This window comes from Polaromonas sp. LjRoot131 (genome assembly GCF_964252805.1).
Taxonomy (GTDB): Bacteria; Pseudomonadota; Gammaproteobacteria; order Burkholderiales; family Burkholderiaceae_C; genus Polaromonas.
Genome location: NZ_CAXUPF020000003.1, coordinates 165,203 through 183,838 on the forward strand (window position 1 = coordinate 165,203; position 18,636 = coordinate 183,838).

The 18,636-nt window shown below is 64.4% G+C and carries 18 protein-coding genes and 1 other RNA gene; 13 read left to right on the forward strand and 6 right to left on the reverse strand.

Annotation, left to right across the window (positions count from 1 at the left end):
• Positions 1-134: 134 nt before the first annotated feature.
• The 10 genes from ACSQ27_RS15445 (at position 135) to lepB (ending at position 9,468) form a co-directional block, all read left to right on the forward strand.
• The gene (locus tag ACSQ27_RS15445; protein ID WP_436156756.1) at positions 135-1,541 is read left to right on the forward strand and encodes an aspartate ammonia-lyase; all 1,407 of its coding nucleotides are present in this window, start codon (positions 135-137) and stop codon (positions 1,539-1,541) included.
• Between the two features lie 242 nt (positions 1,542-1,783).
• Positions 1,784-2,674 (forward strand): transporter substrate-binding domain-containing protein, encoded by an 891-nt coding sequence (locus ACSQ27_RS15450; protein ID WP_436156389.1) that lies wholly within the window; start codon positions 1,784-1,786, stop codon positions 2,672-2,674.
• Positions 2,675-2,786: 112 nt separating this feature from the next.
• The gene (locus ACSQ27_RS15455; RefSeq protein ID WP_436156390.1) at positions 2,787-3,509 is read left to right on the forward strand and encodes an amino acid ABC transporter permease; all 723 of its coding nucleotides are present in this window, start codon (positions 2,787-2,789) and stop codon (positions 3,507-3,509) included.
• A 1-nt stretch (position 3,510) separates the two neighbouring features.
• Positions 3,511-4,200, forward strand: a complete 690-nt coding sequence (locus tag ACSQ27_RS15460; RefSeq protein ID WP_436156391.1) for an amino acid ABC transporter permease — start codon at positions 3,511-3,513, stop codon at positions 4,198-4,200.
• 52 nt (positions 4,201-4,252) lie between these two features.
• Positions 4,253-4,990 carry an amino acid ABC transporter ATP-binding protein gene (locus tag ACSQ27_RS15465; protein WP_431098314.1) on the forward strand — a complete coding sequence of 246 codons (738 nt, stop codon included), beginning with the start codon at positions 4,253-4,255 and terminating at the stop codon, positions 4,988-4,990.
• 165 nt (positions 4,991-5,155) lie between these two features.
• Positions 5,156-6,223 carry a dihydroorotase gene (gene pyrC, locus ACSQ27_RS15470; protein ID WP_436156392.1) on the forward strand — a complete coding sequence of 356 codons (1,068 nt, stop codon included), beginning with the start codon at positions 5,156-5,158 and terminating at the stop codon, positions 6,221-6,223.
• A complete protein-coding gene (locus ACSQ27_RS15475) occupies positions 6,223-7,005 on the forward strand; it encodes an NYN domain-containing protein (protein ID WP_436156393.1) in 783 nt (260 codons plus the stop codon). The genes pyrC and ACSQ27_RS15475 overlap by 1 nt, the downstream gene beginning before the upstream one ends.
• A gap of 5 nt (positions 7,006-7,010) precedes the next feature.
• Positions 7,011-7,766: a DUF3025 domain-containing protein gene (locus ACSQ27_RS15480; protein WP_436156394.1), complete on the forward strand. Its 756-nt coding sequence runs from the start codon at positions 7,011-7,013 to the stop codon at positions 7,764-7,766.
• 97 nt (positions 7,767-7,863) lie between these two features.
• Positions 7,864-8,739 carry a protease HtpX gene (htpX, locus tag ACSQ27_RS15485; RefSeq protein WP_436156395.1) on the forward strand — a complete coding sequence of 292 codons (876 nt, stop codon included), beginning with the start codon at positions 7,864-7,866 and terminating at the stop codon, positions 8,737-8,739.
• A 60-nt stretch (positions 8,740-8,799) separates the two neighbouring features.
• A complete protein-coding gene (gene lepB, locus ACSQ27_RS15490; protein ID WP_436156396.1) occupies positions 8,800-9,468 on the forward strand; it encodes a signal peptidase I in 669 nt (222 codons plus the stop codon).
• 7 nt (positions 9,469-9,475) lie between these two features.
• On the opposite strand, the gene ACSQ27_RS15495 is transcribed toward lepB, so the two are convergent.
• Genes ACSQ27_RS15495 through ACSQ27_RS15505 form a run of 3 tightly spaced genes read right to left on the reverse strand, consistent with a single transcriptional unit; the run spans position 9,476 to position 12,528 of the window.
• Positions 9,476-10,174: a ProQ/FINO family protein gene (locus tag ACSQ27_RS15495; RefSeq protein WP_436156397.1), complete on the reverse strand. Its 699-nt coding sequence runs from the start codon at positions 10,172-10,174 to the stop codon at positions 9,476-9,478.
• Between the two features lie 42 nt (positions 10,175-10,216).
• A complete protein-coding gene (locus tag ACSQ27_RS15500) occupies positions 10,217-10,861 on the reverse strand; it encodes a flavin reductase family protein (RefSeq protein ID WP_436156398.1) in 645 nt (214 codons plus the stop codon).
• Positions 10,858-12,528, reverse strand: coding sequence for an NAD(P)/FAD-dependent oxidoreductase (locus tag ACSQ27_RS15505; RefSeq protein WP_436156399.1), 1,671 nt, complete (start codon positions 12,526-12,528; stop codon positions 10,858-10,860). The genes ACSQ27_RS15500 and ACSQ27_RS15505 overlap by 4 nt, the downstream gene beginning before the upstream one ends.
• 65 nt (positions 12,529-12,593) lie before the next feature.
• Between ACSQ27_RS15505 and rnpB the strand changes: the two genes are divergently transcribed.
• Positions 12,594-12,934, forward strand: an RNA gene (rnpB, locus tag ACSQ27_RS15510) — RNase P RNA component class A.
• Here rnpB and ACSQ27_RS15515 read toward each other — a convergent pair.
• The 3 genes from ACSQ27_RS15515 to ACSQ27_RS15525 all read right to left on the reverse strand — a co-directional run bounded on the left by ACSQ27_RS15515 (position 12,929) and on the right by ACSQ27_RS15525 (position 16,248).
• Positions 12,929-13,459: a DUF2127 domain-containing protein gene (locus ACSQ27_RS15515; RefSeq protein WP_436156400.1), complete on the reverse strand. Its 531-nt coding sequence runs from the start codon at positions 13,457-13,459 to the stop codon at positions 12,929-12,931. The genes rnpB and ACSQ27_RS15515 overlap by 6 nt on opposite strands.
• A gap of 50 nt (positions 13,460-13,509) precedes the next feature.
• Entirely contained in the window at positions 13,510-14,367 is an 858-nt protein-coding gene (locus ACSQ27_RS15520; protein ID WP_436156401.1) for a basic amino acid ABC transporter substrate-binding protein, read from the reverse strand.
• A 231-nt stretch (positions 14,368-14,598) separates the two neighbouring features.
• Positions 14,599-16,248 carry an MBL fold metallo-hydrolase gene (locus ACSQ27_RS15525; protein ID WP_436156402.1) on the reverse strand — a complete coding sequence of 550 codons (1,650 nt, stop codon included), beginning with the start codon at positions 16,246-16,248 and terminating at the stop codon, positions 14,599-14,601.
• A 730-nt stretch (positions 16,249-16,978) separates the two neighbouring features.
• Between ACSQ27_RS15525 and dapF the strand changes: the two genes are divergently transcribed.
• Positions 16,979-17,857 carry a diaminopimelate epimerase gene (gene dapF / locus ACSQ27_RS15530; RefSeq protein WP_436156403.1) on the forward strand — a complete coding sequence of 293 codons (879 nt, stop codon included), beginning with the start codon at positions 16,979-16,981 and terminating at the stop codon, positions 17,855-17,857.
• Positions 17,858-17,935: 78 nt separating this feature from the next.
• Positions 17,936-18,631, forward strand: a complete 696-nt coding sequence (locus tag ACSQ27_RS15535) for a DUF484 family protein (RefSeq protein WP_436156404.1) — start codon at positions 17,936-17,938, stop codon at positions 18,629-18,631.
• Positions 18,632-18,636 lie beyond the last annotated feature (5 nt).

The window sequence follows — 18,636 nt, forward strand, 5'->3', positions numbered from 1 at the left end:
GCATAGAAGATCGTTGAAACAGCATTGGTGTTTTCAAACCCGCAAACTTACAGTTCGTGACGTCCAAATTTTGATGGTTGCCTGTGCCCCCTGATTCTTCTTTCACCCCGCTTGCCGAGCCCGTCCCCACCCCGGTGGCGGCCACGCGCACCGAGCACGACTTCCTCGGTGAAAAGCAGATTCCCGCTGCGGCTTACTGGGGTGTGCACACGGCGCGCGCGGTCGAAAATTTCCCGATTTCCGGCACCCGCATCTCGGCCATGCCCGACCTGATACGCGCGCTGGGTTTCGTCAAAAAAGCCGCGGCGCGCACCAACCAGCAGCTCGGTGCGCTGGATGCCAGGCGCGCGGCCGCCATCATGAGCGCCTGCGAAAAACTCATTGCCGGCCAGTATCACGAGCAGTTCGTGGTCGACGTGATCCAGGGCGGCGCCGGCACCTCCACCAATATGAATGCCAACGAGGTCATCGCCAACCTCGCGCTGGAAAAGCTGGGCCTGGAAAAAGGCCGCTACGACGTGTTGCACCCCAACGACCACGTCAACGCCTCGCAAAGCACCAATGACGTCTACCCCACGGCCGTGCGCATCGCCCTGTGGTTCGCCCTCGAGCGCCTGCTGGCTTCCATGGCCATCCTGCGTGCCGGCTTTGAAGCCAAGGCCCATGAGTTCCGCGATGTGCTGAAAATCGGCCGCACCCAGCTGCAGGACGCCGTGCCCATGACACTGGGCCAGGAATTCCTGACCTACGCGGTCATGATCGGCGAGGACGAGGCCCGCCTGCGCGAAGCGCGCGCGCTGATCCAGGAAATCAACCTGGGCGCCACGGCCATAGGCACCGGCATCAATGCGCCGGCCGGTTATGCCGACATCGTCTGCCGCCACCTCGCCGAGGAGTGCGGCGTGCCGGTCGAAAAAGCCGCCAACCTGATCGAAGCCACGCAGGACACCGGCGCTTTCGTCCAGCTGTCCGGCGTGCTCAAGCGCGTGGCCACCAAGCTCAGCAAGATCTGCAACGACCTGCGCCTGCTCTCCAGCGGCCCGCAGGCCGGCTTCGGCGACATCCGGCTGCCGCCGCGCCAGGCGGGCTCTTCCATCATGCCCGGCAAGGTCAACCCGGTGATCCCCGAGGTCATGAACCAGGTCGCCTTTGAAGTGATAGGCAACGACATGACCGTGACCATGGCTTCCGAGGCCGGCCAGCTGCAGCTCAACGCCTTCGAGCCCATCATGGGCTGGAGCCTTTTCAAGAGCATCGAACACCTGAGCCAGGCCTGCCTCACGCTACAAACCAATTGTGTGGCCGGCATCGAGGCCAACCGCGAACTGCTGGCCAAACGCGTGCGCGAATCGGTCACCCTGGTCACCGCGCTCAATCCGATCATCGGCTACGAAAAAGCCGCGCTGATTGCCAAGACGGCGATCGCCACCGGTGCGCCGATTGCCGAGATCGCGGAATCGCTGGGCATCATGACGCAAGCCGAAGTCGAGGCCCTGCTGGTGCCTGACAAGCTCACCCAGCCTCTGCCGCTGCTTGCCTGACGGCCGCTGGCACAAAGACTGCTTACATCTGCCGTATAGTTCCGGACTTCTTCATGCGTGCACCACTTTGGAAAACCCCAGGAATTGCCAAGGCTTCCCCGGGTTCGCCGGCAACTATCGTCCCAAACACTTCGCAAACACTTCGTTTTCCCCGTCTTAGAGGCCGGGTAAACCTAGGCTAGCCCCGGGTACCATCTCTCTAAAATAGTTCGCTAACCGTTTCATTCATTACAGGAGATTCCATGAAACTCAAACTCGTCGCTTTGTCCGTCGCTCTGCTCGCCACCGGCGCAGCATTCGCCGATACCCTTTCCAAAGTCAAGGCTTCCGGCGTTGTCACCATGGGCGTTCGCGATTCTTCCGGCGCGCTGTCCTATACCCTGGGTGACGGCAAGTACACCGGCTACCACGTCGAAATCTGCCAGCGCATCCTGGCCGGCCTCGAAAAAGCCGCTGAACGCAAGCTGGAAATCAAATACCAGCCCGTGACGTCGCAGAACCGCATCCCCCTCGTGCAGAACGGCACCGTCGACATCGAGTGCGGCTCCACCACCAACAACGCGACCCGCCAGAAAGACGTGGCTTTCGTCGTGACCACCTTCGTGGAAGAAGTCCGCATCGCCGTGAAGGCCAATTCCGGCATCACCTCGGTGGCCCAACTGAGCGGCAAGACCGTGGCCACCACCACCGGAACCACCTCCGTGCAGACGCTGCGCAAGAACAAGCGCGCCACCGGCGTCGAGTTCAAGGAAATCTTCGGCAAGGATCACTCCGACAGCTTCCTGCTGCTCGAGTCCGGCCGCGCCGATGCATTCGTGATGGACGGTTCCATCCTGGCCGGCAACATCGCCACCGCCAAGAAGCCTTCCGACTTCAAGATCGTCGGTGAAGTGCTCAGCGTCGAGCCCATCGCCATCATGATCCGCAAGGACGACCCCCTGCTCAAGCGCCTGGCCGACGACACGGTCAAGGGCATGATCAAGTCGGGCGAGATGAACAAGCTGTGGACCAAATGGTTCCTGTCGCCGATTCCTCCGAAGAACACCAAGGTCGGCCTGGCCCTGAGCGCCAGCACCAAGGCCGCCTGGGACAACCCGAACGACAAGCCAATGGAAGAGTACGTCCAGAAGTAATTCCGGGCAGGTAAATTGAACAACCCCGCCGGTCGCCTTGCACTGGCGGGGTTTCACGTTTACCGTTAGCGTTGCAGGGAAAACAACATAACAACCATTTGCTGGAGCCGTGATGACTTGGGATTGGCAGGTATTTTTGAATGATGACGGTAGCGGTCGAACCTACCTGCAGTGGATGTTTGATGCCTGGGGCTGGACGCTGTCCGTCGCCGGCGCATCCTGGGTGATCGCGATGCTGTGCGGCGCGCTCATCGGCACGCTGCGCACTTTGCCCAACAGCCCCTGGCTTGTGCGTTTCGCCAATGCCTGGGTCGAGCTGTTCCGCAACGTTCCCCTGCTGGTCCAGATTTTCATCTGGTACTTTGTGGTTCCCAAGATTTTCCCCGCCATGAAGGAGCTGCCCAGCTTCATCCTGGTGGTGTTCGCCCTGGGCTTTTTCACCTCGGCGCGTATCGCCGAGCAGGTCAGGGCGGGTGTCCAGGCGCTGCCGCGCGGCCAGCGTTATGCCGGCATGGCCATGGGTTTCACGACCTTTCAAACCTACCGCTACGTCATCCTGCCGATGGCCTTTCGCATCATCATCCCGCCGCTCACCAGCGAGTCGATGAACCTCTTGAAGAATTCCTCCGTGGCTTTCGCGGTGTCCATCGCCGAACTCACCATGTTCGCCATGCAGGCGCAGGAAGAAACCTCGCGCGGCATTGAAATCTACCTGGCGGTGACGGCGCTGTACGCCGTCTCGGCCTTCGCGGTCAACCGCGTCATGGCCTTCGTCGAGAAGCGGGTGCAAATCCCCGGCTTCGTCGTCGCCGGCTCAACGGGCGGAGGTCACTGACATGCTTGGACTCGACATGAGTTTCCTGAACTGGGACATGATCTCCCAGTTCGTGGTCAAGGGTTTTATTTTCAGCATAGAACTGACCATCATCGCCACCATAGGCGGCATCATCTTCGGCACCGTGCTGGCCCTGATGCGCCTTTCCGGCAAATCCTTCCTGACGGTCCCCGCGACCATCTACGTCAACGGCATGCGTTCCGTGCCGCTGGTCATGGTGATCCTGTGGTTCTTCCTGCTGGTGCCGGCGTCGTTCTACACGACCTTCGGCAGCTGGGGCTCCAACTACCGCGCCGAAATCTCGGCCATCATCACCTTCGTCGCTTTCGAGGCCGCTTACTTCAGCGAAATCATGCGCGCGGGCATACAGTCCATCTCGCGCGGCCAGGTCAATGCCGGGCGCGCCCTGGGCATGAGCTACGCGCAGAACATGAAGCTGATCATCCTGCCGCAGGCCTTCCGCAACATGGTGCCCATCCTGCTGACGCAGACCATCATCCTGTTCCAGGACACCTCGCTGGTCTATGCCATCGGCGCTTACGACCTGCTCAAGGGTTTCAGCACCGCCGGCAAGATTTACGGCCGCCCTGAAGAGGCTTACCTGCTGGCCGCCGTGGTTTATTTCGTGATCTGCTTCGGGCTGTCCTTCATGGTCAAGCGCCTGAACAGCAGAATCGCCATCATTCGCTGAGAGCGCCGCGCATCGCAGCGGGCAAACCTCAAAGAGCACACTGGAGAAGAAGATGATTGAGTTGAAAGAAGTTTCCAAATGGTACGGCGACGTGCAGGTTCTCAACAACTGCACCACCAGCATCAAAAAGGGTGAAGTGGTCGTGGTCTGCGGGCCTTCCGGCTCCGGCAAGTCCACCCTGATCAAGACCATCAACGCGCTGGAGCCCTTCCAGAAGGGCCAGATCTTCGTCGACGGCAAGGCCGTGCACGACCCCAAGACCGACCTGCCCAAGCTGCGCAGCCGCGTCGGCATGGTGTTCCAGAACTTCGAACTGTTCCCGCACCTGAGCGTCACCGAAAACCTGACGCTGGCGCAGGTCAAGGTGCTGGGCCGCAAGCCCGACGAAGCCAAAAAGCACGGCCTCAAGTACCTGGACCGCGTGGGCCTGATGGCGCACAAGGACAAATTCCCCGGCCAGCTGTCGGGCGGCCAGCAGCAGCGCGTGGCGATTGCCCGGGCGCTCAGCATGGACCCTATCGCCATGCTGTTTGACGAACCCACCTCCGCGCTCGACCCCGAAATGGTCGGCGAGGTGCTGGATTGCATGATGGGCCTGGCCGTCGAAGGCATGACCATGATGGTGGTGACCCATGAAATGGGTTTTGCCCGCAAGGTCGGCAGCCGCGTGATTTTTATGGACGTGGGCGGCAAAATCCTGGAAGATTGCTCAAAAGACGAGTTCTTCAACCATCCCGAGAACCGCCAGGCGCGCACCAAGGACTTCCTCAACAAGATCCTGTCGCACTGAGAGAGATCACCGCAACTGCAAAAAAGAAGAAGAAACAAAAAAGCCCCGCATGCGGGGCTTTTTTCATGGCGGCGCTGTGTGGGAGCAGAGCGTTTCCGGGCGGCTTGGCGCCAGGCGGGCCGTGGAAAAGCGCTTGGGATGCCCGGCGGTGCGACAATTCAGGCCATGACTTCCGCCACCCGCACCCCCGCTACGACCCTGACCCTCACCCGCCCCGACGACTGGCACCTGCACGTGCGCGACGGCGAGGCTTTGCTCACCGTGGTGCCGCACACGGCGGCGCAATTCGGCCGCGCCATCATCATGCCCAACCTGCGCCCGCCGGTCACCACCGCCGCCCAGGCCGTGGCCTATCGTGAGCGCATCCAGGCCGCCGTGCCGGCCGGCGTGCGCTTCGAGCCGCTGATGACGCTCTACCTGACCGACAACCTGCCGCCCGACGAAATTGCCCGCGCCAAAGACGCCGGCGTGGTCGCGGCCAAGCTCTACCCGGCAGGTGCCACCACCAACAGCGACGCCGGCGTGACCGACCTGCGCAAGACCTACAAGACGCTGGAAGCCATGCAGAAAGCCGGCCTGCTGCTGCTGGTGCACGGCGAAGTGACCTCCTCCGACATCGACCTGTTCGACCGCGAGGCCGTTTTCATCGACACCCAGTTGATTCCGCTGCGCCGCGATTTCCCTGAACTCAAGATCGTTTTCGAGCACATCACCACGCGGGAAGCGGCGCATTATGTGCGCGACGCCGGCCCCTTCACCGGAGCCACGGTCACCGCCCACCACCTGCTTTACAACCGCAACGCGATTTTCACCGGCGGCATCCGTCCCCACTACTACTGCCTGCCGGTGCTCAAGCGCGAAACCCACCGCCTGGCGCTGGTCGAAGCCGCCACCAGCGGCAACGCGCGGTTTTTCCTCGGCACCGACAGCGCGCCGCACCCGGCCCACCTGAAGGAACACGCCACCGGCTGCGCGGGCTGCTACACCGCCCATGCGGCGATGGAGCTTTATGCCGAGGCCTTTGACGCGGCCGGCGCGCTGGACAAGCTGGAAGCCTTTGCCAGCTTCAACGGCGCCGACTTCTACGGCCTGCCGCGCAATACCGGCAGCATCACCCTCAAGAAAGAAAGCTGGCACCCGCCCGAAAGCTACGCCTTCGGCGAAGCCGAACTCAAGCCGCTGCGCTCGGGTGAGAGCCTGCCCTGGAAGCTCCAAACTTCAGAAAGCACCTGATGGACCATAAGCCGCGTGTTGCCCTGCTCATAGACGCCGATAATTCGCCGGCGTCCAAGATCGACCTCATCCTCAACGAGCTGTCGACTTTCGGTGAGACCAACATCCGGCGCGCCTACGGCAACTGGAAGAAAAACGAGCTCAAGGGCTGGGAAGAGGTGCTGCACGAGCACGCCATACGCCCCATGCAGCAGTTCGATTACACCAAGGGCAAGAACGCCAGCGACATGGCCATGGTGATAGACGCGCTGGAACTGCTTTACACCGACAGGCCCGACGCCTTTGGCATCGTCTCGTCGGACGCCGATTTCACGCCGCTGGTCATGCACCTGCGCGCCAAGGGCGCGGCGGTCTACGGTTTCGGCGCGCAGAAAACGCCCGAGCCCTTCGTCAACGCCTGCTCGCGCTTCCTGTTCCTCGACAAGCTGCGTCCCATCGCGGTCGCCGACGCCGCCGGTACTCCCCACGGCGACAGCAAGGACGACGGCGAGGCCGTGTCCGCCACGCCGCTGCGGGCCACGCCCGCGCAACTGCGCCAGGACGCCAAGCTCGTCATGCTGCTGCGCAACGCCGTACAGGCCGCGGCCGACGACGAGGGCTGGGCGCGCGTGGGCGCGGTCGGCACGCAGATCGCCAACCAGGCTTCCTTCGACCACCGCAACTACGGTTATGCCACACTGACCAAGCTGCTGGTGGCCACCCAGCTTTTTGAGATCGCCGACGAAGGCAAGTCCACCGTCATGGTGCGCGACAGAAAGCAGCCCAAACCGGCCAAGGCCTGAGCGCCATGGGAAACCCGGCACCGCTGCCCCCCATCGACTGGGAACGGCCCTGGCTGCAGGCCTGGCGTGAACCCGGCCAGCGCGCGGCCTGCGCGGTCCAGGCGGGCGTTGCGCTGCACCAGGCGCTCAACGCGGTGCAGCCCGCGCCGGTGTGTTTCGCGCCGCAATGCACGCTGCCCTCGGGCGAGGCCTATGAGAGCTTTATCGCCAGGACCCGCCTGTGCCCGACCCGCGAGGGCGCGCATGATTTTTTCAACGGCCTGTGCTGGATGCGTTTCCCGGAGACCAAACGCAAGCTCAACCAGATGCAGGCCGCCGAGATCGCCGCCGCGGGCGTGGCCCCGGTGCGCGGCCCGGTGCGTGATGCCCTCACGGTGTTTGACGAAAACGCGGCTTTTCTGTCGGCGCCGCAAGCGCTGTGGGACGCGCTGCTCGCCCGCGACTGGAACAGCCTCTTCATCACCCACAGGCCGCTGTGGCGGGAGGCCCGGCTCGTGCTGTTCGGCCACGCCCTGCTCGAAAAGCTGCTGAGCCCGCGCAAAGCCATCACGGCCCATGTCTACCTGGCGCAGCCGCCCATGGGTTCCATCGCGGAACTGGACGCCTGGATCGCGGCCGACCTTAGCGCTGCCAGGCTCGCCGCCAAGCCTTTTGCGCCCCTGCCGGTGCTGGGCGTTCCCGGCTGGTGGCCCGAGAACGAGAACTTTTCCTTTTATGATGACTCCCTTGTATTCCGGCCGGTTGTCATAAATAACAGATAAAAATCAGCCACTTAGGCGCGGGCACCGCTTGAAGCGGGCCCGCAGGCCCTCATATCCTGCGCAAGGCGGGCTTTTTTACCGACCCCACGGAGAACCCATGAAACGCATTTTCCTGTTTGTCCTGACCAATATCGCCGTCGTGGCGGTGCTGGGCATCGTCGCCAGCCTGCTGGGCGTTAACCGCTACCTCACGCCGAACGGGCTGAACCTCGGCATGCTGCTCGGGTTTGCGCTCGTGATCGGCTTCGGCGGCGCCATCATCTCGCTGCTGATCAGCAAGCCGGTCGCCAAATGGAGCGCCGGCGTGCGCGTCATCAATGAAGCCCAGAACGCCGACGAGGCCTGGATTGTCGAGACCGTGCGCAAGCTGGCCGAGAAGGCCCAGATCGGCATGCCTGAAGTCGGCATCTTTGAGGGCGCGCCCAATGCCTTCGCCACCGGCGCGTTCAAGAACTCCTCGCTGGTGGCCGTGTCCACCGGCTTGCTGCAAGGCATGACCAAGGAAGAAATCGAGGCCGTGCTGGGCCATGAGATCGCCCACGTCGCCAACGGCGACATGGTCACCATGACCCTGATCCAGGGCGTGATGAACACCTTTGTGGTCTTCCTCTCGCGTGTGATCGGCTACGCCGTCGACAGCTTCCTGCGCCGCGGCAGCGACAACAACTCCGGCCCCGGCATCGGTTACTACGTCAGCACCATCGTGCTGGACATCGTGCTCGGTTTCGCCGCCGCCATCGTCGTGGCTTGGTTCTCGCGCCAGCGCGAGTTCCGCGCCGACGCCGGTGCCGCGCAGCTGATGGGCCGGCGCCAGCCCATGATGAACGCCTTGGCCCGCCTGGGCGGCATGCAACCGGGCGAGCTGCCCAAGGCCGTGGAAGCCATGGGCATCACCGGCAGCATAGGCAAGCTGTTTGCCACGCACCCGCCGATTGAAGAGCGGATTGCGGCATTGCAAAACAGCCAGGCTTGAAGATCAAAAGGCGTCCCGCACGGGGCGCCTTTTTTTTTGGAATTTTCAGGGAGCACGAGCATGAAAAGCTGGATGAAACAGAACCGCGGTTTTCTGGTATTTCTGTTGTTGTTCGGATTGTTCCGTACCGCGATCGCGGACTGGAACCCGATTCCCTCGGGTTCCATGCGGCCAAACCTGCTCGAAGGCGACGTGGTTTTTGTCAACCGGCTGGCCTACAACGTCAAGGTCCCGCTGACCGACGTGGTGCTGGCGCGCACGGCCGACCCGCAGCGCGGCGATGTCGTCACCTTTTCCTCGCCGCTGGACGGTGTGCGCCTGATCAAGCGGCTGGTGGCGCTGCCGGGCGACGTTGTGGAAATGCGCGCCAAGGCGCTCATCATCAACGGGCAGGCGGCGCGCTATGAGGCGCTGGACACGGCGCTGGAGCCGGCCGGCCCGGTGGGCGTGCTGGTGGCCACGCACGTGAAAGAAAGCACCGCCCAGGAACAGCATGAAATCCAGTGGCTGGCCGGCGTGGCGGCCAGGGACACCTGGGGCCCGATCACGATTCCCCCCGACCAGTTCATGATGCTGGGCGACAACCGTGACAACAGCGCCGATTCGCGCTACATCGGCCTGGTGCCGCGCCAGTTGCTGATAGGCCGGGCCGAACGCATCCTGGTGTCGGCCGACATCCTCGAAAAATGGCAGCCCCGCTTCGAGCGCTTCGGGCGCTCGCTCTACTGACGCTGCCTTATTGGGGCTGGGCCGCGCCGGCCTGCCGCGTGCGTTCCACCGCCTGGGCGACGTCCGCCGGGGCCATGCCGTACATCTCGGCGAACTGTTCCACCGTCTTGCCGCTGGCCTCAAAAGCCCGCATCAGCGCTTCACGTTTGGCGGTCTGCACCGCGATTTCGGCAAAAGCCTCGTCGAGCAGCGCGTTGGCGGCCTCGTCCTGCGTGCGGGTGCGCTCGGCGTAGTCCTCGCGGCTCAGGCCCGAGGCCTCGATGGCCGCGACCAGGCGAGCCACCACCCTGGGGCGCAAGTCCTCCTTGGAGCGCGCCTGGCGGCGCCGGAAGACTTCCATGATGGCGTGGTGCACATGCTCGGGCGCCACGGGCTCCACCGGCTCGCCCTGCAGGTTGTGGCGCGGATGGCCGGCCGCCACGCATTCGAGGTAGCGGGTGGACCGCGCATGCAGGCCCAGTGCGACCTTGAGCTCGTCGCGCTTGAAGGCTTCGGGGTTCTCGGCCAGCAGGTCCTGGAAGGCGCCCAGCTTGAGCGGCAGGAACTGCGCGCCGAACATCCGGGGATAGAGCTCGAACAGCTTTTCCAGCACCGGATGGACTTCGCGCGTGCGCTGCTGTTGTGGCTGCGGCGGGCCGGCGGGCCGGGAACGCTGCGGTGGGCGGGGGCGCTTGGCGCGCGGAGGGGGTGTGGTGGTGTCGGTCATGTGATGGGATGAAAAAGTGGATTGCCGGAGTGCCCTGGCCGCTTAGCGCGGCCGGAACATGCGAAAGAGGTTGTCGGGGGTGACGGCGAAATAGTCGGCCGGCCCGCCGCCGCGAAGAATCGGTTCGGCGGCCGCCGTGTCGTAAATGCCGTCCTTGAGCAGATGCCTTGCAATGTACACGCCGACAACCTCGCCCAGCACCAGCCAGGTGGGCACCGGTACACCATCCGCGCCTTGCAACTGCAGGATCTGCGTCAGCCGGCACTCGAAGGACACCGGGCTTTCCAGCACGCGCGGCGCGGCAATGCGTTGCGAAGCCGCCGGCGTAAGGCCGGCCAGCTCGAACTCATTGACTTCGGGCGGCACCATCGCGCAGGAGCGGTTCATGGCCTCGGCCAGCGGCCGGGTCGCCAGGTTCCAGCCGAACTCACCGGTTTCGCGGATGTTGCGCAGGCTGTCCTTGGCGCCAATGCTGGCAAAGCCGATGATGGGCGGCGTGTAGTTGAAGGCGTTGAAAAAACTGTAGGGCGCCAGGTTGAGTTGCCCTTTCGCGTCCTGCGAAGAAATCCAGCCTATGGGCCGAGGCCCCACCATGGCGTTGAAGGGATCGTGCGGCAGGCCGTGGCCTTTCGCCGGCTCGTAATAGTGAAAGCCTTCCTCGGCCATCGGTTTTCCTTGTAGCGTCATGCGGCCACCCGCTGCCGTTCGGCATCCTGCAGCACGCTGCGCGCCAGCGCCTCGGCGACCTTGATGCCGTCCACCCCGGCCGACAGGATGCCGCCCGCGTAGCTGGCGCCTTCGCCGGCCGGATAGAGGCCGCGCACGTTGACACTTTGCAGGTCCTCGCCGCGGCTGATGCGGATCGGTGAGGAGGTCCGTGTTTCCACACCGGTCAGCACCGCGTCGTGGGTGTCAAAGCCCTTGATCTTCTTGCCGAACACCGGAAAGGCTTCGCGCATGGCCGCGATCGCATAGGCGGGCAGTGCCGGCGACAGGTCGCCCAGGGTCACGCCCGGTTTGTAGGACGGGGTGATGCTGCCCAGCGCGGTCGAAGGGCGTCCCGCCAGGAAATCGCCGACCAGCTGCCCCGGGGCGTTGTAGTTGCCGCCGCCCAGCACAAAGGCCTGCGATTCGAGCTGGCGTTGCAGCGCGATGCCGGCCAGCGCGTCGCCGGCTTCAAAGCCCGGGTAATCGCGCGGGTCTATGCCCACCACGATGCCGGCGTTGGCATTGCGCTCGTTGCGCGAGTACTGGCTCATGCCGTTGGTCACCACGCGGCCGGGCTCCGAGGTGGCGGCGACCACCGTGCCGCCCGGGCACATGCAGAAGCTGTAGACCGATCGGCCGTTGCTGGCGTGGTGCACCAGCTTGTATTCGGCCGCACCCAGCGAGGGGTGGCCGGCATGGCGGCCCCAGCGCGCGCGGTCGATGATGCCCTGCGGGTGCTCGACCCGAAAGCCGATCGAAAAAGGCTTGGCCTCGATGTACACACCGCGCGCATACAGCATGGCGAAGGTGTCGCGTGAACTGTGGCCCAGCGCCATCACCACCTGGTCGGCGCGCATCTCCTGGCTTTGGCCCGTGGCCTGGTCCAGCACGGTGAGGCCGCGCAGCTGCTTGCCCTCGGGGCCGTCCTCGATCAGCACGTCGGTCACGCGCTGCTCGAAACGGATCTCGCCGCCCAGCGCGACGATTTGCGCGCGCATGTTCTCGACCACCTTCACCAGCTTGAAGGTGCCTATGTGCGGATGCGCCTCGAACAGGATGTCGGCGGGCGCGCCGGCTTTGACGAATTCGTTCATCACCTTGCGGCCGAGGTGGCGCGGATCCTTGATCTGGCTGTAGAGCTTGCCGTCGGAAAAAGTGCCGGCGCCGCCTTCGCCGAACTGCACGTTGGACTCGGGGTTCAGCACGTTCTTGCGCCACAAGCCCCAGGTGTCGCGGGTGCGCTGGCGCACCGTCTTGCCGCGCTCCAGCACGATGGGTCTGAAGCCCATTTGCGCCAGCAGCAGGGCCGCGAACATGCCGCACGGACCGAAGCCGACGACCACAGGGCGCAGCGGCAGGCCGGCGGGCGCCTGGCCCACGTTGCGGTAAGCCATGTCGGGCGTGGGCAGGATGTGCGGGTTGCCGGCGAATTGGGCGAGCAGCGGACTTTCGCGGGAGGAATCGGCCAGCGTGACGTCGACGATGTAGACCTTGAGCAGGTCGGCCTTGCGCGCGTCAAAGCTGCGTTTGTGGATGTGGACGTTCTGCAACTCGGCCGCGGCGATGCCCAGGGTCTGGGCCGCCAGGGCGGGCAGGGCGTCATCCGCGTGGTCCAGCGGAAGTTTGAGTTCGGTCAGGCGAATCATGGGAAAGGGGCTCGTGTTGATCAAGCAACCCGCATTTTAAAGGCTTGGCGGATAATGGGCCCCGTGAAGCCTGCCAGACCGCCGCTGGTGCAATCTGGGAAACCAGGCACTGGAGGAACGTCCGGACTGCACAGGACAGCGTAGGAGGTAACACCTCTCCACCGTGAGGTGAGGATCAGAGCAACAGAGACGAGTCGGCCTTGGGGTAACCCCGGGCCGGGTGAAACGGGCAATCTCTACGCGCAGCAATACCAAGTAGGCCAGCGTTGATGTGGTTCCGCAGAGCTGGCGGGTAGGTAGCATTGAGCCGTGGGGGCGACCCCCGGCCCAGATTAATGGCGGTCACGCCGGGCTTTCTCCAAGGGGGCCCGGTGCACAGAATCCGGCTTATCGGCGGGCTTCACACTTTATTTTCGGCCTGGGCGGCAACTTGTCTTCCATGGCCTCGGTGTATCCAGAGCTGGAACGCCAGGAAGCCAACAATCACCACGTTGGCCAGCAGCACGCCGGCATTGATGGCACCGGGCCGGTGCGCCAGGTGGGCCAGCTCCAGCGGGATGTACAAGGCCCCCGACAGCGCGCCCAGCCATTCGGCCCAGGTTTTTTCCTTCCACAATCCCCAGGCTTCCAGGAAACGCACGGCGATATAGGCCAGCGCCACCGGCGCGAGCGTGCGCAGGTCTATGGCGCCCAGCAGGTCGGCATAGTGCAGCAGGAGTGTGGGGTAGGGCAGTGCCGGATCGAGGTGAAAGCGCCACAGCAGCGCAAGGGCCAGCCGGTGGATGTCGTGGTGCAGCAGCTCCAGCAGGCCTATGCCGGCCGCCAGCGCGGCCAGGCCCTTGGCCGCTTCGAAGATGGCAATGGCGCGCAAGGCGCGCCTGCGGCCGGCGGGTGTGGCGCCGGCCTGCGGGGTCGTGTTCTCGGGAGTCATGCAGGCGCCGCGCAGGGATAAAACCGGCGGCGCCTCTGGGACGGTCGGCTTTATTTCGACGCTGCGGCCGCGGGTGCCTTGGCGCCTGCACCGCCGAAGTACTTGGCGTAGATCTTGTCGTAGGTGCCGTCGGTCTTGATGTCGGCCAGGCCCTTGTTGAGTTTTTCCAGCAGTTCGGTGTTGCCCTTCTTCACGGCCAGGCCGTACTGCTCGGGGGAAAAGCTGGCGTCGGTGATGGTCTTGAACTGGGTGCCGCTGTTGTTGTTGACGTAGTGTTCCACCACGCCGTTGTCTGCCACCACGGCGTCCACGCCGCCGGCTTCCAGTTCTTTCAGCGCCAGCGGCGTTGCTTCAAAGCGCTTGATGTTGGGGCTGTCCTTGCCCTGCAGCTTGGTGATGACTTCATCGCCCGTGGTGCCGTTCTGCACGCCGACCTTGAGTTTTTTCAGGTCGTTGAACTTGGCGATCTTCGAATCCTTCTTCACGGCGATCAGCTGCTGCGCGTCGAAGTAGGGGGTCGAGAAATCCATGGTCTGCTTGCGCTCGGCGGTGATGGTGATGGCGGATACCAGCAGGTCGCGGTCGCCCTGGTTGAGCGAGTTGAAGATGCCTTCCCATGGCGTGTTGATGAATTTCACTTCAATGCCGGCTTTTTTCGCCACGGCCTGCACGACCTCGATGTCGAAGCCGACGATTTCGCCCTTGTCGTTCTGCGACTCAAAAGGCACGTAAGCGGCGTCTGTGCCCACCACATAGACCTTGGCGGCCGGCGCCGGGGCTGATGCGGCGGGGGCGGAAGCACCGGCGGCCGGTGCCGGCGGCTCCTGCTTGCCGCAGGCTGCCAGAACCAGGCCGGCCAGCAGAATGCCGGCGCTTTGAAGGAAATGTCGGGTCGTGATGGAAGACATGAAAAAAACCTCGCTGAATGTTGAATAAGTGAGTTCAGAATCCCGCGGAAAGGCGGGCTGGTGGCCCGGTTCCCGGCAGGTATGAGAAAAAAAGTATAAACCGCAGCCGCCACAGGCCAAGCAATTGATGTGCCTGATGGCGCGGAATGCAGGATACCTTAGCCAGGGGCTGTCCGTCAGCCTCGGAATCCCTCAGTGCGGGTGGCAGGGCTGGTAGGGGCGCCGGGCGGCCTACAAATTGGAAAATCCCAGCGATTCGATGCGCTCCACGTGCGCGAGCAGCGAGCGTTTGGCCACCGGCCAGATCCGCGGATCGACATCGTCGTATGCGGCCGCGACCCAGTCGTCCATGGTGCCGTCCGGCCGGGCCTGCATCACGCGGAGGATTTTGGCCTCGCGCTTGAGGCGGTGCGCCTTGAGCTGGGCAATCGCGGTTTTGGCCTCGCCGATTACATAGCCGTGCGCCGGGGCGATGAATTCAATGTGGTGCTCGCCGCAGGCCGCGCTGAGCGCATCCAGCGATTCGAGGTAGGCATTCATGTCGCCGTCCGGCGGGTCGATGACGGTGGTGCTGCCGTTGAGGATGTGGTCGCCGCTGAACAGCAGGCCGTCTTCCACCAGCACCAGGCAGACATGGTTGGCCGCATGGCCGGGTGTGTGAAGCACCTTCAGGGTGTGGGTGACGTCGCCGTCCGGCCCTTTTCCGGTGAGCGTCAGCAGTTCATGGTTTTTGACTGGGCGGTCCGGCGTGAAGGCGCTGGCGCTGCGCGCCGTGGGTGCGGAAGGCAGCCCCAGGATGGGCGGGGCCGTGCGGCACAGCGCCTGCAGCGGCTTCGCGCCGGGGGAATGGTCAGGATGCGAATGTGTGCAGACAATCAGGCGGATGTCGCCGCCGGCCGCCTGCCAGAGGCGCTGCAGGTGTTCCTGGTCGGCCGGGCCGGGGTCGATCGCGATATAACCGCTGCCCGGGTCGCCGACGAGGTAGCTGTTGGTACCCGGCCCGGTCATCACACCCGGGTTGGGGGCGGTCAGGCGCTGCACGTTGCGCAGCAGCGCCACCGGCTGGGCGCTTTGCCAGTCCAGCGTGTGCACGATCTGCCCATCGGGGCAGGTCAGCGCGAGTTCGCCGTAAGGGGCTTCATGCTCCATGTAGCGCGCTTCCTTGCCGCCCAGCAGCCCGGCGCGCGGGCAGGAGGTCCAGAGCGGGACTTCGGACGCGCAGGCGGCGAGCACCGCATCGACGTCGGGATAGTGCTGCAGTTTTTCCAGCGTGCGTATCGTGGGGAAGATGATGAAGAAGCCGCCCGCCGTGTGCCGCGCCAGCGCCTCGGCCGGCCGCACCCAGACCGGCTCGAACTGCTCGGCCTCGTCTGCCACCGGGCTCTGGCCCTCGGGCATGCGCGCCACCAGGAAGGGCACGTCAAAACGCCGCGGCAGGTCGCGGTCGGTGACCCAGTGCGCCAGCACAAACACCTCGTCGCCCGCCAGCGTGAGGCCACGCTCACGGCACTGCGCGGCGAAGGGCGCCTTGCGGTCCAGCGAGGCGATGTCGGCCGTCGTCACGTGGCTGCCGTCCGCATGGCGCGCCAGCAGCACGCCGAGCTCCTCAAAACTCTCGCGGATCGCCGCGATGGCCTGGGTCAGGTGCAGGTCGCTTTGTGTTGACCGCCGGGTGGACTGGGCGTGCGCCTGTGCGTCCGTTGCGTCGATGCCGCCGCCGGGGAAGACGTAGGCGCCTGGTGCGAAGCTGGCCGTCATTGAGCGGCGGGTCATCAGGACTTCGATGCCGTGCGGGGTGTCGCGCAGCAGGAGGACCGTGGCTGCGGGGCGCAGGGGGGCTGGGTCGCGGTGGGGGTGGAGTTGTTGGGAAGGGCGGGGCATGGTTTGGATTATGGCTTCTGGGGTTGGTTTTTGCTCCTGCGGTGTGCCCTCTGCTGAGGTGGCTGGCCGGGGGTTGCCCGGCAGCAAGTAACTTTCTTTTGCTTCGCCAAAAGAAAGTCACCAAAGAAAAGGCGACCCGCAGTCTGGGTCCCTGCGCTTCGCTTCGGGCAACCTGCGGTGCTCGACTACGGCGGGGTCTCGCGCAAACTCGCCTGCGGCTCAAACAAGCGCGATCCCTGATCCGCCTACGTCTGCGCTCCTCGGCCCAGCCAGGACGGGGCAATCGGGAGCGGGGACAGAAGACAAATACCAAAGAACAAGCCAAAACAAACAAGGACTCGCCGTGGCGAGTCCTTGTTTCTTCAGGTACTCGGTATTGGTATCCGGCTGTTTGGTATTTCTCCCCGCTCCCACCCCTTGTGGATGCGCCGAGGAGCGCAGGTTCAGGCGGATCAGGGATCGCGATTGTCTGAGCGAAGTGCAACGTAGCGAGTTCGAGCGAGACCCCGCCTGAACCGAGCACCGCAGGTTGCCCGCAGCGAAGCGGAGGGACGCAGCAACCAGGGTCGCCTTTTCTTTTGCTTACTTTTCTTTTGGCGAAGCAAAAGAAAAGTGAGTAGCCGCCGGGCTACCCCCGGCCAGCAACCCTCAGAAGAGGGCATCCCCATCGGGCAATCCCGCCCGAACGGGGCCCAGGTCCGGCCCCAACCGGACCGTCGATAATCCCCCAATGCGAATCCGATTCACCAAAATGCAAGGCGCCGGCAACGATTTCGTCATGCTCGACGAAACCCGAGGCCCCTTGGGCCTGACCACCGCCCAATACCGTTTCCTCGCCGACCGCCACTTCGGCGTAGGCGCCGATCAGATCCTCACGGTGCGGCCGTCGCCTGGAAAAGGCATTGACTTCGAATACGTGATCCACAACGCCGACGGCGGTGAGGTGGAGCAGTGCGGCAACGGTGCGCGCTGTTTTGTGCGTTTTGTGCGCGAGCAGGGGCTGACGAGCAAGGATGTCGTGAGGGTCAAGACCTTGAGCGGCATCATCGAGCCGCGCATGCAGGCCGATGGGCGCGTCACGGTCGACATGGGTGCGCCGGTGTTCGAGCCGGTGCGTGTTCCTTTCGACGCTTCCGGGCTCACGGCGACCGCCGAAGCTTCGTGGGAAAAATGGCCGCTGGAACTGCCGGGTCAGGCACAGGCCGCGCCGCTTTTCATCGGTGCGCTGTCCATGGGCAACCCGCACGCGGTGCAATTGGTGGATAACGTCGATACCGCGCCGGTGCTGCAGACCGGCCCGCTGATCGAGAACCATGCGCGCTTTTCGCGCCGTGTAAACGCCGGCTTCATGCAGGTGGTCTCGCGCGGGAAGATACGCCTGCGTGTCTACGAACGCGGGGTGGGTGAGACCCTGGCCTGCGGCACGGGGGCCTGCGCGGCGGTGGTGGCCGGCATACGCTGGGGCCTGCTCGATACGCGCGTGGACGTGATGACGCTCGGCGGCCAACTCACGATTGAGTGGTCGGGGCAGCTCGATGCGCCCGTCATGATGACCGGGCCGGCCACCACGGTGTTCGAGTCCGAGATCGAAATTCCGGACACGATCTGAGCGCTTTCGGCGAAAGCGGATGTAACGCGAACCACCAGCGGCCTTTGCGCGGGCCGCAAAACTGAGGACAATGCCAGCATGAATCCAACCGAACATCCCATCACCGAAGACGACATCGCCAACTTTCTGGCCAACACGCCTGACTTCTTCGAGCGCCACGCCGAGTTGCTGGCTTCGGTGCAGCTGTCCAGCGGCCACGGCAACCGCGCCGTCAGCCTGCAGGAACGCCAGGCACTGATGCTGCGCGAAAAGATCAAGGGCCTGGAAACACGCATGGTCGACATGATCCGCCACGGCCAGGAGAACGTGGGCATCGCCGACAAGATGCAGCGCTGGACGCGCAAGCTGCTGCAGGCCGCGCAGGCGCGCGACCTGCCCGGCGCGGTGGTCGAGGGCATCACCACCGAGTTCCTGATTCCCCAGGCGGCCATCAAGGTCTGGGACGTGAACGGCATTTTTTCCGATGAAAGCTTCGCCACCGGCGTGAGCGAGGACGCCAGGGCCTTTGCCTCCTCGCTGGGCGCGCCCTACTGCGGGGTCAATTCGGGCTTTGAGGCCGCCGGCTGGCTGCCTGAACCCGCCGTGGCGCTGTCGATGGCAATGATCCCGCTACGCGCCGCCCCGGGCGCGGAGGCCTCCGGCCTGCTGGTGCTGGCCTCACCCGATCCCGAGCGCTTCCACAGCGGCATGGGCACCGACTTCCTGGAGCGCCTGGGCGAACTCGCCAGCGCGGCGCTGACCCGCCTGCGGCCCCAGCAGGTGGCTGCCGCGTAGACAGC